Annotated in this window: 13 protein-coding genes; 7 read left to right on the top strand and 6 right to left on the bottom strand. The window is 63.1% G+C overall.

What is annotated here, in order from left to right; genetic code table 11:
• The 3 genes from MPJ51_RS04435 to lptG form a co-directional block, all read right to left on the bottom strand.
• Positions 1-455, bottom strand: a 455-nt coding sequence (locus tag MPJ51_RS04435) for a SurA N-terminal domain-containing protein (RefSeq protein ID WP_298382353.1), incomplete at its 3' end; no start/stop codon positions are given.
• Positions 446-2,602: an LPS assembly protein LptD gene (lptD, locus tag MPJ51_RS04430; protein ID WP_298382351.1), complete on the bottom strand. Its 2,157-nt coding sequence runs from the start codon at positions 2,600-2,602 to the stop codon at positions 446-448. The genes MPJ51_RS04435 and lptD, both read right to left, overlap by 10 nt.
• The gene (gene lptG, locus MPJ51_RS04425; protein WP_298382348.1) at positions 2,602-3,702 is read right to left on the bottom strand and encodes an LPS export ABC transporter permease LptG; all 1,101 of its coding nucleotides are present in this window, start codon (positions 3,700-3,702) and stop codon (positions 2,602-2,604) included. The genes lptD and lptG overlap by 1 nt, the downstream gene beginning before the upstream one ends.
• Positions 3,703-3,918: 216 nt before the next feature.
• Here lptG and MPJ51_RS04420 point away from each other — a divergent pair, with 216 nt between their 5' ends.
• Genes MPJ51_RS04420 through MPJ51_RS04410 form a run of 3 tightly spaced genes read left to right on the top strand, consistent with a single transcriptional unit; the run spans position 3,919 to position 6,924 of the window.
• Positions 3,919-5,385 (top strand): leucyl aminopeptidase, encoded by a 1,467-nt coding sequence (locus tag MPJ51_RS04420; RefSeq protein ID WP_298382346.1) that lies wholly within the window; start codon positions 3,919-3,921, stop codon positions 5,383-5,385.
• A gap of 4 nt (positions 5,386-5,389) precedes the next feature.
• A complete protein-coding gene (locus MPJ51_RS04415) occupies positions 5,390-5,848 on the top strand; it encodes a DNA polymerase III subunit chi (protein ID WP_298382344.1) in 459 nt (152 codons plus the stop codon).
• Between the two features lie 29 nt (positions 5,849-5,877).
• Positions 5,878-6,924, top strand: a complete 1,047-nt coding sequence (locus MPJ51_RS04410; protein ID WP_298382341.1) for an aldo/keto reductase — start codon at positions 5,878-5,880, stop codon at positions 6,922-6,924.
• Positions 6,925-6,999: 75 nt separating this feature from the next.
• Here MPJ51_RS04410 and MPJ51_RS04405 read toward each other — a convergent pair whose 3' ends face one another.
• Positions 7,000-7,986, bottom strand: coding sequence for a GlxA family transcriptional regulator (locus MPJ51_RS04405; protein ID WP_298382338.1), 987 nt, complete (start codon positions 7,984-7,986; stop codon positions 7,000-7,002).
• A 131-nt stretch (positions 7,987-8,117) separates the two neighbouring features.
• On the opposite strand from MPJ51_RS04405, the gene MPJ51_RS04400 reads away from it, so the two are divergent.
• The 4 genes from MPJ51_RS04400 to MPJ51_RS04385 are packed head-to-tail and all read left to right on the top strand — an operon-like array spanning position 8,118 to position 11,605.
• A complete protein-coding gene (locus MPJ51_RS04400) occupies positions 8,118-9,035 on the top strand; it encodes a 3-keto-5-aminohexanoate cleavage protein (protein ID WP_298382336.1) in 918 nt (305 codons plus the stop codon).
• The gene (locus MPJ51_RS04395) at positions 9,032-9,382 is read left to right on the top strand and encodes a hypothetical protein (RefSeq protein WP_298382334.1); all 351 of its coding nucleotides are present in this window, start codon (positions 9,032-9,034) and stop codon (positions 9,380-9,382) included. Before MPJ51_RS04400 ends, MPJ51_RS04395 begins: the two co-directional genes overlap by 4 nt.
• A 1-nt stretch (position 9,383) precedes the next feature.
• Positions 9,384-10,847, top strand: a complete 1,464-nt coding sequence (locus MPJ51_RS04390; protein ID WP_298382331.1) for a carnitine 3-dehydrogenase — start codon at positions 9,384-9,386, stop codon at positions 10,845-10,847.
• On the top strand, positions 10,844-11,605 hold the full coding sequence (locus MPJ51_RS04385; RefSeq protein WP_298382328.1) for an SDR family oxidoreductase: 762 nt from the start codon (positions 10,844-10,846) through the stop codon (positions 11,603-11,605). The genes MPJ51_RS04390 and MPJ51_RS04385 overlap by 4 nt, the downstream gene beginning before the upstream one ends.
• Here MPJ51_RS04385 and MPJ51_RS04380 read toward each other — a convergent pair.
• Positions 11,602-11,784 (bottom strand): hypothetical protein, encoded by a 183-nt coding sequence (locus MPJ51_RS04380; RefSeq protein WP_298382326.1) that lies wholly within the window; start codon positions 11,782-11,784, stop codon positions 11,602-11,604. The two genes, MPJ51_RS04385 and MPJ51_RS04380, sit on opposite strands and share 4 nt — an antisense overlap.
• Positions 11,785-11,863: 79 nt before the next feature.
• A complete protein-coding gene (locus tag MPJ51_RS04375) occupies positions 11,864-12,742 on the bottom strand; it encodes a helix-turn-helix transcriptional regulator (protein WP_298382323.1) in 879 nt (292 codons plus the stop codon).
• Positions 12,743-12,747 lie beyond the last annotated feature (5 nt).

The raw sequence follows: 12,747 nt of genomic DNA, 5'->3' as shown, positions 1-12,747 counted from the left end.
ATGAAGCGGGCAGCGACATAGTCGCGCCATGACAGTTGATCGGCAATGAAATCGCGGACGGTTTCCGGGTCGACCCCGGCCTCGCCCAGCACTTGCAGGAACTGTTCGGTGGTCAGCTGGCCACGCGCGGCGAATTCGTCGATGCCGGTCTGCACATCCTCGGGCGCGGCCTGAATCCCGGCCTCGCGCATGGCTTGCCCGCGCAGGCGATCGTCGATCAGGGCCTGGCGTACCTCTTCTTCCGAGGCACCGGGCACACCCAGCAGTTCCAGAAACTGTTGGCGCTGTTGCAATTCGTACCAGGTGACGATGTCCTGATTGACCCGGATGGCCGGGGAGAACAGGCTTTGCGCGCCCGCTTGTGGCGGGGTCAGGGCCAGCACGGTGGCGGCGGTGACCGCCGGAAGGGTCCAGCTGGCGCGGAGAAATTTGGAAAGGCCTGAGATCAGCTGCATGATTTTTTGTACTTCTTGCCACCGCTTTCGACGGAATACCCGGTCAGGGCCACGGTAAAGCCGATTTCCGTCGAAGGCTCAATACTTGATGTTGAGGTAAACCGCCGGTCTACGGACAAGTTTACCTGAACGCACTCATTCGTGTAGGTCAGACCCACGCCAAACCGGATGGGTTCGGATTCGCTGAAATCATAGCGTGCGTTGGCCGTGGTCAGCCAGCTTTGATCGATGCGGTACTGTCCGGTCAGCCAAAGTTCCGAAATCTCGTCGCCGGGCGTTTCCGCCGGGTCCGGTTCTTGCCAGACATAGCTGCCGGTCAGCCGTGTGTCCTGTTGCACCCAGGCGGTGCGGATTTCGGCCCGGGTAAAGCTGAAATCGTCATCCAGCAGGCCGCGTGCGGCCAGGGTCAGGCCCTTGCCATTGTCCAGCTGGCCCGCCAGCAACGTGTCGGATGATGTGCCCTGCAACCCCGAGGTCAGGGTGAAATCGGGATCGGCGGTGCGGCGGAACACCTGACCGACCGTGGCCTGTGCCCGCCAGCCCGTCGGGGCAAAGCGCGACCAGTTCAGGCCCAAAACCGCCGTTGCGCCGTCTTCACGCCGATCTTCAGCCGGAAAGCGGGACAGGGACAGCAGGTTGCCTTGGTCAAATTCCTGAAAGGTGCTTTCGTCATTGGGCACATCGGTGTCCGAGACATGTGTCCAGCCGACCTGCGCGATCGGTTCCAGTATCTGCGTCGCCCCCGTCTGTTCGCGCCGCTGCAGCGGATAGCGCAGGGTCAGTGCCGCGCGAGGGGTCGAGCGGGTGATCTGATCGGGAAAGGCGCTGTCATTGCGGATGTCGAACGTATCGACCGAGGCCCCGACCTGCGCGTCGGTGCGCAGGCCCGAGGCAAAGGTCCAACTGCGCAGCCATTCGGCGTCAAAGGTCGCGCGGGCAACGTCGCGGCCCAGAATGTCCTGGTCGCTGGTGCGTTCGTGGGCATGGCCGATAAAGGCCAGTTGAACCTCGCCCCCCAGCGCCCCGGGGAAGAACCGTTTGCGATAGTCCAGATCGAATATGCGTGACGGGATTTCGTCCTGATCCTCGCTGTCGCGCAGGGTGCGGAAATGGGTGAATCTGGTCTTGAACGCGGTGTCGCGCTTGACCCGTTCCAGCGCGATTTCACTGCGCAGGCGGTCAAAATCGGGCAGGCCGTAATCGGCCAGATAGGCGTCATCGGATGCGGTTTCGATATTGAAGGTCAGCCGGAAATCATTCTTCAGGTTGAACCAGCCTTTGGCAAACAGATACCCCCGGTCCTGATCTGGTTGCAGGTCATCGCGGGTATAGGCCCCGTTAAGCTCGATCCGGCCCCGTTTGAACGCCTGACGGTAGCGATAGCCCAGCGTGGTGGTGTTGGAGGACAGATAGGGCGTCAGGGTCAGGTCCTTGTGATCACCCAGCTTGATGAAATAGGGCACCTGTACCCCGGTCCCCAGTTGCGAGGTGGTGCGGATCGACGGCACCAGAAACCCGGTGGCGCGGTCCAGCGTCGGGTCCGGCAGGCGCAGGGTCGGGAAATAGAACACCGGCACGTCCAGAATGCGGAACTGTGCCCCTTCGAAATAAAGCTGCTGTTCGACCTGATCATGGGTCACCCGGCGCGCCCGAATCTGCCAGAGCGGCGCCTTGCCATTGGCGCAGACATGGCACGAAGTGGCCGAGACCTTGCTGAATCGCGTATACCGCCCCGCCGCGCGCGTCGCCTGAACCGCGGCGATCTGCACCTGCTGGTCAAACACCATCCGCGCGCCGGTCAGCAGGCCGTTTTGAAAGCCGCTGTCCAGCTCGGCCGCGTCGGCCAGCAGAGTGGAGCGCCCGGCCTGATCGATGCGGATCGGGCCGGACAGGGTCAGCTCTCCGGTTTCGCGGTCATAGATCACCTTGCTGGCGGTCAGCTTGGTATCGCCCTGAAAGGCCTCGACATTGCCCTCGGCCACCAGTTTGCGGTCGGGGGTGATGAAAATCTTGTCGGCCACCAGCAGCGCGGGCTCTTGCTGCGCGGCGGCGGGTTGATCGGCATTTGTGGTGGATTGGGCGGCCACGGTCGCGGGCAGCGACAGGATCAGCGCGCTGGACAGCAACAGGGATAGAACAGGGCGCATCAGCCATCCTCCGCATGCAGCAACAGGCCCAGCGACAGCATCACGGCGGCAAAGGGCGGGGCCCAGGCGGCGACATAGATGGGCAACTGGCCGTTTTCGCCCAGAATCTGCGCGAAGTTGCGGACGAAATAGATGGCAAAGCCCAGCAGGACCGCGGTCAGAACCGCAATGCCGGTGCCACCGAACCGGACATGGCGCATGGTAAACGCCGCGCCAATCAGCACCATTGAAACAAGAAAGAAGGGACGCGCCAACTGCACCTGGAACCAGACCTCATATTGTTTTGTAGAGAAACCGGCCTCGCGCAGATCACGAATCAACTGAGGCAGGTCGTAGACGGAAACCGAATCCTGCTGGCCCAGCGTGTCGAGAATCCGGTCGCGTGTCAGCGTGGTGGGCAGGTTCAATGTCTCATGGCTGACGGCATTGGCTTCGGGGTTCAGACCGTCCTGCAGGGGCCAGACCTTGGCCTGATGCAACGCCCAGTGACCGTTTTCCAGCCGTGCCTGTTTGGCGACGATCTGTTCGGTCGGTTTGCCATCGGCGGAAAACGTGATGATCGTCACGTTGCGCAGGCCAAGCTGATCGCCGTTCAGCGTGCCGGTGGCGTGAATCACCGACTGCCCCGCCGCCGCGCCCTGCCGCAGCCACAACCCGTCGCGGCCGATGGACAGGGTCGAGCTGCCATTGTTGCGATGGCCGTCCGACAGGCGCCTGTATTCCTCGGACGTGGCCGCCGCGAACGGGTTCAGCAGCGCCACCGCCAGCGCGCCGATCAGCAGCGCCAGCAGAACCGGCGCCACCAGCGCCCGGATGCCTGACCGGCCAATGGCGCGGGTCACCACCAGTTCCGAACTGCGGGCAAGGCCCACGAACAGGGTGATGGTGGACAGGATCATCAGCAGCGGCAGCATCTCGCTGATCGCGGCGGGGGTGTTCAGCAGGGTCAGCCGTATCAGTTGGCCCAGCGACAGGCTGGCCTCTTCAAAGCGGCGCGATTGCTCGATCAGGTCGATCAGCATCATCAGGGTCAGGATGATTCCGCCGATCACGGCAAAGCTTTGCAGAAAGCGGCGGGCAAAATAACGGTCGAGGATCACGCAGGGGCCCTCGATCCGCGGTCGGGGGCGGGAATCACAGGGGCCATCCCGCGCAACGGCCTATGCCTGCCGAATGAATTCAACTGTCTTTCCCCCGAAACCCGCCGGTTGTTTTCCGAAGACCTTAATGCAAATGCCGGGCGGGGAAAACTGCTATCTGGTCAACTGCGGCAGTGCGGGCTAGGTCTTGTGCAATACATCTTTCAGGAGCATCCCATGAGCCGTCTGGTCCCCGTCCGTTTTCAACCCCTTGACCTTGATGCAATGGCGCAGGCCGAAGGGCGCGTCGCCATCATCATCACCGAAGACGGCAAGATGGGCCCGGCAGTGCGGCGGGCCAACCGGCTGACACGCGGCGCGGTGGCGCGGCTGGTGGAAAGCGAGCGGTTCGAAAAGGTCAAATCGGGCGAGGTGATCTCGCTGGCCTGGCCCGGCGGCATGGCGGCGCAGGCGCTGGACGTGCTGATCCTGCCACGCCGCCCTGATCAGGACGAGGCGCGCAAGGCCGGGGCCAAGCTGGCCAAACTGGCGGGCGGCAAGCCGGTTCTGGTGATGGCCGCCAATCAGCATCGGACCGAGGATCTGGCGCTGGGGCTGGTCCTGCGCAGCTATGATTTCGACGTCCACAAGACCAAGGAATCGGACCCGGCAGGCGACATCACCATCGCGCATAACAAACCAGACGAGGCCGAGGCCGCCTTTGCCCCGCTTTATGCCGTGGCCGACGGGGTCCGCATGACTCGCGATCTGACCAATGAACCGGCCAATGTGCTGACCACAACCGAGTTCGCCAACCGTCTGGAAGAGATGAGGGCGCTTGGGCTTGAGGTCGAGGTTCTGGACGAAGACCAGCTGGCCGCACTGGGCATGCGCACATTGCTGAGCGTCGGGCAGGGCTCGGACAGCCCCTCGAAAGTGGTGGTGATGCAGTGGAACGGCGGCGACAAGGACGACGCGCCGCTGGCGTTGGTCGGCAAGGGTGTGGTGTTCGACACCGGTGGCATCTCGCTGAAACCGGCGGCGGGCATGGAAGACATGACCATGGATATGGGTGGCGCGGGCGTGGTCGCGGGCACCATGCGGGCGCTGGCCAAACGCAAGGCCAAGGCCAATGTGGTGGGGCTGGTGGGGCTGGTCGAAAACATGCCCTCGGGCAATGCCACGCGCCCGGGCGATGTGGTCAAATCGATGAAGGGCGACACGGTCGAGATCATCAATACCGATGCCGAGGGCCGTTTGGTTCTGTGCGATGTCATGTGGTACGCGCAGGACCGCTTCAAGCCGGTGGGCATGATCGATCTGGCCACCCTGACCGGCGCGATCATCATCGGGCTGGGTCATGAGAATGCTGGCGTGTTTTCCAACAATGACACCTTCTGCGATGCCTTCCTGAAATCCGCCAAGGCCGAGGATGAGGGCGCATGGCGGATGCCTTTGGGCCCGAAATACGATGACCTTTTGAAATCGCGTATCGCGGATATGAAGAATGTGGGCGGCCGCGCGGCGGGCTCGATCACTGCGGCGCAGTTCCTGCAACGGTTCGTGAAAGAGGAAACGCCGTGGATTCATTTGGATATCGCCGGGGTTGCCTCGGTGTCGGCTGAGACCTCTTATGCGCCCAAAGGGGCCACGGGCTGGGGGGTCCGGGCGCTCAGCCGGTTTGTGCAGGACAATTTCGAGTAAGCACATGGGGGCCGTCTATTTCTACCACCTGACCCGCCAACCGTTGGAGCATACCTTGCCGGTGTTGCTGGACAAGGCACGGCAGGCCGGGTGGCGGATTGCTGTCAGGGGCACCGATCCTGCGCGGATGGACTGGCTGGATGAAAAGCTGTGGCTGGGTCCCGAGGAGGGGTTCCTGCCCCATGGCCGCGCGGGCGGCCCGCATGACGCGGCGCAGCCCATCCTGCTGACCACCGGACCCGATGCCGCCAATGATGCGAGTTGCGTGATGACGGTGGATGGCGCCGAGGTCGCGCCCGAGGAGGTCAGCGCTTTGGAACGGGTCTGCATCCTGTTTGACGGCAATGACGACCGTGCGGTGCAGCACGCGCGGGGGCAGTGGAAGGCGCTGACCGGCGCAGGCTGTTCGGCGCAATACTGGTCCGAGGAATCCGGCCGGTGGGAGAAAAAGGCCGAGGCATAGTCGGTCAGATATTTTCAGGAGAGCCATAGATGGACAGAAAGCCTTTGGGCCGCACCGGGATCATGGTGCCGGATATGTGCCTTGGCACCATGACTTTTGGCACGCAGACCTCGGAAGGCGAGGCGCATCGCCAGATGGACATGGCGCTGGCGGGCGGCATCAATTTCGTCGATGCGGCCGAGATGTATCCGGTGAACCCGATCTCAAAGGAAACCGTCGGGCGGACGGAAGAGATTCTGGGCAACTGGAACGCCGCCAACCCGTCGCGGCGTGGGGACTATGTGCTGGCCACCAAACATTCCGGCGAAGGGTTCATGCATGCCCGGGGCGGCGCGCCGATCTCGAAAGAGACCATCCCCGAAACGGTCGAGGGCTCTCTGCGCCGGTTACGGACGGATTGCATTGATCTTTACCAATTTCACTGGCCCAATCGCGGCAGCTATATGTTCCGCAAGAACTGGGAATATGCGCCCAAGGGTGGGAACCGGGATGAGGTTCTTGCCGAAATGCACGAGTGTCTGGAGGCGCTGCAGGCGCAGGTCGACAAGGGCAACATCCGCGCCTTTGGCCTGTCCAACGAAAGCGCCTGGGGCACCGCGCAATGGCTGCGCCAGTCCGAGGAGACGGGTTTCCCGCGCGTGGCCACGATCCAGAACGAATATTCGCTGCTGTGTCGTCTGTTCGACACCGATCTGGCCGAGCTGTGCCTGTTCGAGGATGTGGGTCTGCTGGCGTTCTCACCGTTGGCGACCGGTCTGCTGACCGGCAAGTATCAGGGTGGCGCGGTGCCTGAGGGTTCGCGCATGTCGCTGGTGCCGCAGATGGGTGGCCGCCGGACGGGACGGGTGTTCGACGCGGTCGCCGCCTATCTGGAGATCGCCGAGCGGCATGGGCTGGACCCGGTTCACATGGCGCTGGCTTGGTGCCGGGGCCGACCCTTCATGACCTCGACCATTTTCGGTGCAACCACCGAGGCGCAATTGGAGCATATTCTGGGTGGTCTCGATCTGGTGTTGTCGGATGAGGTTTTGCGTGAGGTGAACGCGGTGCATCGGGCGTTTCCGATGCCTTACTAGGGGTTTGGGGGCGCTGCCCCCGTCGCCTTTGGCGACTCCCCCGGGATATTTTTGGCCAGATGAAGGTGGATGCCCTTAGTGATGGGTGGGTTGCGTGCGGTCCTGTCTGAGGTCGCGGGCTGAGAGGCCGTGGGCGGTGCGGAAGGCGCGGGCGAAGCTGGATTGTGAGGCAAAGCCGGTGGCCAGTGCTACGTCCATCAGCGGCATGTCGGTGTCGGTGACCAGACGGCGGGCCTCGGCCAGTCTGAGTTGCAGGTAGTGGTCCTGCGGCGTTGTGTTCAGGCGCAGGCGGAACTGCTGTTGCAGGGTGCGCGGGCTGGTGCCAAGGCGGTCGGCGATATAGGCCAGCGGTAATGGTTCGTCGAGTGAGGATTCCATCAGCGAGTTGGCGCGGGCCGTCAGGGCCGTATGGCGGTGCGGCGCGCCGGTGCGACTCTGTGGTTTGGTGGGCTCGGGCGTGCCTTCGTAGAGGAACAGGCCCGAGACGCGGGCGGCAAAGCCTGCGCCGTGACGCGCGGCGATGATGTGTAGCATCATATCGACGGCGGGAATGGCTCCGCCCGAGGTCAGGCGGTTGTCCGATACGGTGAACCGGTCGGGGCGGACGTCAACCTCGGGGAAGCGGGTGGCGAAGTTTTCCAGATCCTCCCAATGGGTGGTGGCGGCGTGGCCGTCCAGTAGCCCGGCTTCGGCCAGCAGCCAGGGGCCACCGTCGATCCCGGCCATGGTGGCTCCGGTTCCCGCGATGCGGCGCAGCCCGGCCAGCAGGCTGGGGGTGGCATGGCGGGCCAGTTGGAACCCGGCCACGACGATCATCAGGTCGCACTGGTCCAGCCGCGCCAGAGGGATACCGGGCACCTGCAGGGCGCTGGTCAGCATCGCGGGGTCTGCGGTGGCGGTCACATAGTCCCAGTCAAAGGCAGGCCGGTCGGCCAGCCGGTTCGCCGCGCGCATCGGATCGACGGCAGAGGCAAAGCTGAGCGTGTTGCAGTCATCCAGCACCAGCACCGCCGTTTTCAGGGCGCGATGTTCGGGTTGCAGTATGTTTTTTGCGGATTTCATCAAGTTCGATTCGCATTCTGGCAAGTGTTTCCCCAAGGCTGCGTCAGAGTTGGGGACAACGCAAATCGATTGCCGGGGAGAAGCCTGGGGAAAACTCAGGGCGAAACCGGGTATAACTTGGGGAAAACGCCATGCCTCTGGAAATGAACCGCGAAGTCTTTATCACCTGCGCCGTCACCGGCTCGGGCGGGACACAGGATCGCAGCCCGCATGTGCCGCGCTCGCCGCAGCAGATTGCGGATAGTGCCATTGCCGCTGCCAAGGCCGGGGCGGCGGTGGTGCATTGCCATGTGCGCGACCCCGAGAGCGGCGCGCCGAGCCGTCGGTTGGATTACTACCGCGAGGTGACGGATCGTATTCGTGACGCCGATGTGGATGTGGTGCTGAACCTGACCGCCGGGATGGGCGGGGACATCGTCTTTGGCGGGGTCGAGAGCCCGTTTCCTGTGAATGAGGCCGGGACCGACATGATTGGCGCGACCGAGCGGGTTGCCCATATCGCCGAGTGTCTGCCTGAGATTTGCACTCTGGACTGCGGCACCATGAACTTTGCCGAGGCTGATTATGTCATGACCAACACCCCCGGTGCGCTGCGTGCCATGGGGCAGATGATGACCGATCTGGGCGTGAAGCCCGAGATCGAGGCTTTTGACACCGGTCATCTGTGGTTTGCCAAGCAGTTGGTGAAAGAGGGGATTTTGGAACCCAACGCTCTGGTGCAGCTGTGCATGGGCGTACCTTGGGGCGCGCCGGACGATCTGAACACCTTCATGGCGATGGTGAACAATGTGCCCGACGACTGGACCTTCAGCGCGTTCTCGCTGGGGCGGAACCAGATGGCTTTTGCTGCCGCGGCTGTGTTGGCGGGGGGCAATGTGCGGGTTGGGTTGGAAGACAACCTGTGGCTGGAAAAGGGCGTGCTGGCCGAGAACTGGCAGTTGGTGGAGCGCGCAAATACCATCATCTCGAACATGGGCGCGCGGGTCATCGGGCCGCAGGAAGTGCGTGAAAAGCTGGGGCTGACGAAACGGGCGCCGGTGGCGAAGTGAGGGTCGCCTGGCTTGCCGGGCTGATCTGCGCAACCGCGCTCTCGGCTGAAGAGCCTGACGCCATCAATCGCTTTCTGTCGAAGCAGCAGTTTTTGTGTGAGCAATTCACGCAAAACCAAGTGCCGGTGCCATTTTGGATACACCGGCACGGTTTGGGCGGATGTCGCGTTGGCGGTGTGGGTGCATTGACGGATGATGCCAGCCGGACGCTTGACGTTACCTGTGAAGACAGCGGGGAAGTTCTTCTCCGCGAGACTTGGATGCTCGAACAATCGAAATCAGGCTTAATCACAATACGCGATGCAGACAGCGATGTGTTTGGCACGCTGAATTGTAAAAGGAATTGACATGAAAACAGCAGCTATCATCGGTGGTGGCGTGATCGGCGGCGGGTGGGCCGCGCGGTTTTTGCTCAATGGCTGGAACGTGCGGGTGTTCGATCCGGACCCTGAGGCCGAGCGCAAGATTGGTGAAGTGCTGGACAATGCCCGCCGCTCGCTGCCGGGGCTGAGCGATGTGCCTTTGCCCCCCGAAGGCGCGCTGAGCTTTCATGCCGAGATGGCGGAGGCCGTGCAGGGTGCGGCGTGGATTCAGGAAAGCGTGCCAGAGCGACTGGACCTGAAGCTGAAGGTTTACAAGGGCCTGCAAGAGGCGTGTGATCCAGAGGCGATCATCGGCTCGTCGACCAGCGGGTTCAAGCCGTCGGAACTGCAGGAGGGCGCGCTGCGGCCCGAACAGATCGTGGTGGCGCATCCGTTCAACCCGGTCTATCTGTTGCCGCTGATCGAACTGGTGCCGTCACCTGCGAATGCGCCCGAACTGGTGGCGCGGGCCAAGGAGATGCTGACCTCGGTCGGGTTCTTCCCGCTGCATGTCAAGAAAGAGATCGACGCGCATATTGCTGACCGCTTTCTTGAGGCCGTTTGGCGCGAGGCGCTGTGGCTGGTCAGTGACGGCATCGCTACCACCGAAGAGGTGGATGAGGCCATCCGCATGGGGTTCGGCATCCGCTGGGCGCAGATGGGGCTGTTCGAGACCTATCGTGTGGCTGGCGGCGAGGCCGGGATGCGGCATTTCATGGCGCAGTTCGGCCCGGCGCTGAAATGGCCCTGGACCAAGCTGATGGATGTGCCCGAGTTCACGGATGAGCTGGTCGATCTGATCGCCGATCAGTCGGATGCGCAGTCGGGCAAGCACTCGATCCGCGAACTGGAGCGTATTCGCGACAACAACCTTGTCGGCATGATGCGCGCGCTCAAGGCGCAGAACTATGGCGCGGGGGCGGTGCTGAACCAGCATGACGCGCTGCTGAAACCCGGGGCGCTGCCGACGCTGGATCAGGCCGATCTGAGCCAGCCGATCCTGACGCTGGCCCGTGCGGTGCCTCTGGACTGGACCGATTACAACGGCCACATGAACGAGGCGAAATATCTGGAAGCCTTCGCCGCCGCCACGGATCGGTTCATGGAGATCATCGGCTGCGACATGGAGTATATCTCTACCGGTGGCAGCTATTTCACCGCCGAGAATCACATCCGCTATCTGGATGAAACCCATGCGGGTGCGAAGATTGAGGTGCGCACGCAGATGCTGCTGGGGCAGGGCAAGAAACTGCACGTGTTCCACAGCATGTATGAGGGCGACAAACTGCTGGCGACGGGCGAAAGCTTCCTGCTGCATGTCAGTCTGGACACCCGCCGCCCCAGCCCGCCTTCGGCCGAGATCGAGGCCGCCATGGCCCGCATCGCCGAGGCGCAGGCCGGGTTGCCGTATCCCGATGGCGCAGGTGCCGCGATCCGTAAACCGGCATGAGCAGCCGGGTTCTGATTACAGCGGGTGCATCGGGCGTTGGCCGCGCCATGGCCGAGGCCTTCGATGCAGCAGGCGCGCAGGTCTGGGTGGCGGATGTCAATCTGGCCGCGCTGTCCGATTGCCCCGCCCATTGGCGGCGGTCCGGGGTGGATGTGACGGATGAAGACCTTGTGGCTGCCTTGTTCAAGGACATTGAGGCCGAATGGGGCGGGCTGGATACGCTCTGCGCCAATGCGGGGATCGCAGGACCTACGGCCCAGATAGAGGAGGTCGCGTTGCAGGATTGGCGGGCGTGCCTGTCGGTCAATCTGGAGGGCGCGTTTCTGTGTTCGAAATACGCCGCCCCGATGCTGAAACGGCAGGGCAGCGGGGTGGTTCTGATCACCTCATCCACCGCCGGGCAATATGGCTATCCCAACCGAGCGCCCTATGCGGCGGCAAAATGGGGCATGGTGGGTCTGGGCAAAACACTGGCGATGGAGCTGGGGCCGCACGGGGTGCGCTGCAACGTGATCTGCCCCGGCGCGGTCGAAGGCCCCCGGATGGAGGGCGTGCTGAACCGCGAGGCGCAGGCCAAGGGCATGACCCGCGATCAGGTCTATGACGGCTATGCGTCGGGCACGTCGATGGGCCGCTTTGTCGAAGGGCAGGATATCGCCAATATGGCGGTGTTTCTGGCCTCGGACGCGGCGCGGCTGGTGTCGGGTCAGGTGATCGCGGTGGATGGGCACACGGTCAATCCCGACCCGAAACTCTAGCTTTGATTGGGGCCGCGAATCTGGCGGATCGTGCGGCGCACGGCCTGCCAGTCCTGCGCTTGCTGGCGCTTGCCGGCGGCCTCGCATTCGCGCATTTTCTGTGCCGCTTCCGCCTCGGCCCGGTCCCCATGGGCTGAGTAGAGCGCCCGCGCGTATTGAGCGGTTTTGACTGCGTCCATTCCTGACATCCTCCCTTTCAGATAGGACTGCGTGAAGGTTCGCGCCGGGCCACGATACCACAGGTTGAACGGTCGGGCATCAGCGGGTTTTCCAACCGGCCAGACTGTCGGCCTGTTTCTGCCTGAGATGGGTGGGAAAACTGCGTGCGGTCACATCAGCTTCGCGCACCAAGTTATCGAAATGGCGGGTAAAAACCTCAATCCGGTCGCGGTCTCGAAAAGCCATGTAATGGCCGCCTGCGTAAAAAACGCACATCAAGGGGCCAAAGATCGTAACCGGCGCGGAATAGAGCCGTTTGGCGTCGAACAGATAGATTCGCAGACGCGGGTAAAGCTGTTCACACAGGGTCAGCAGATGGTCGATCTGCTCCTGCCGGACCTCTAGCGGCAGCCCGTCATAATAGCCGACCCCATGGGCAAAACTGTGGATTTCATACAGCGGCATGGCGATTTCATAATCGGATTGCGCGCTGCGCATCCAGGTCAGCCGGTCCTCAGACGCGCCGATGGCCTGATCTGCGGTGCGGCCCAGATGCGGGGCGTATTCCCATTCCAGCACGGCGCGGGTTTTCAGCATGTCGGGCAGGGTGGCGGGCACATAGCGGATTTTGTAACCCGCCGCCTGCTGGTGCCACTCGAAGATACGTTCATCGACCAGTGCGCGGGGGGCCTCGGTCACGGTCAGTGACCCGGCCAGCAATTCAGCCGCGCTTTCGGGTCGGTCCGACAGGCTGAGCAACCAATCCGCCGAAACCCCCAGCGCCGAGGCGCAGCTGCCCACCACATGCGCATTGGGCAGGCGCGCGCCCTCATCGGTAAGCAACTGCGACACGGTCGAGCGGTCGACGCCGATACTGCGGGCAAGGGCGCTTTGGCTGACGTGACGATCCTCCATCGCGCGGGCCAGACGCAGGCGAAACTGCGCGGCGCGGTCGCGCTTGTCGATTTTATCATCCATGTGGT

Source organism: Ruegeria sp., from assembly GCF_028066395.1.
Lineage (GTDB): Bacteria > Pseudomonadota > Alphaproteobacteria > Rhodobacterales > Rhodobacteraceae > Ruegeria.
The sequence above is the reverse complement of the archived record's forward strand: the minus strand, read 5'-3'. Positions and strand labels throughout refer to the sequence as shown.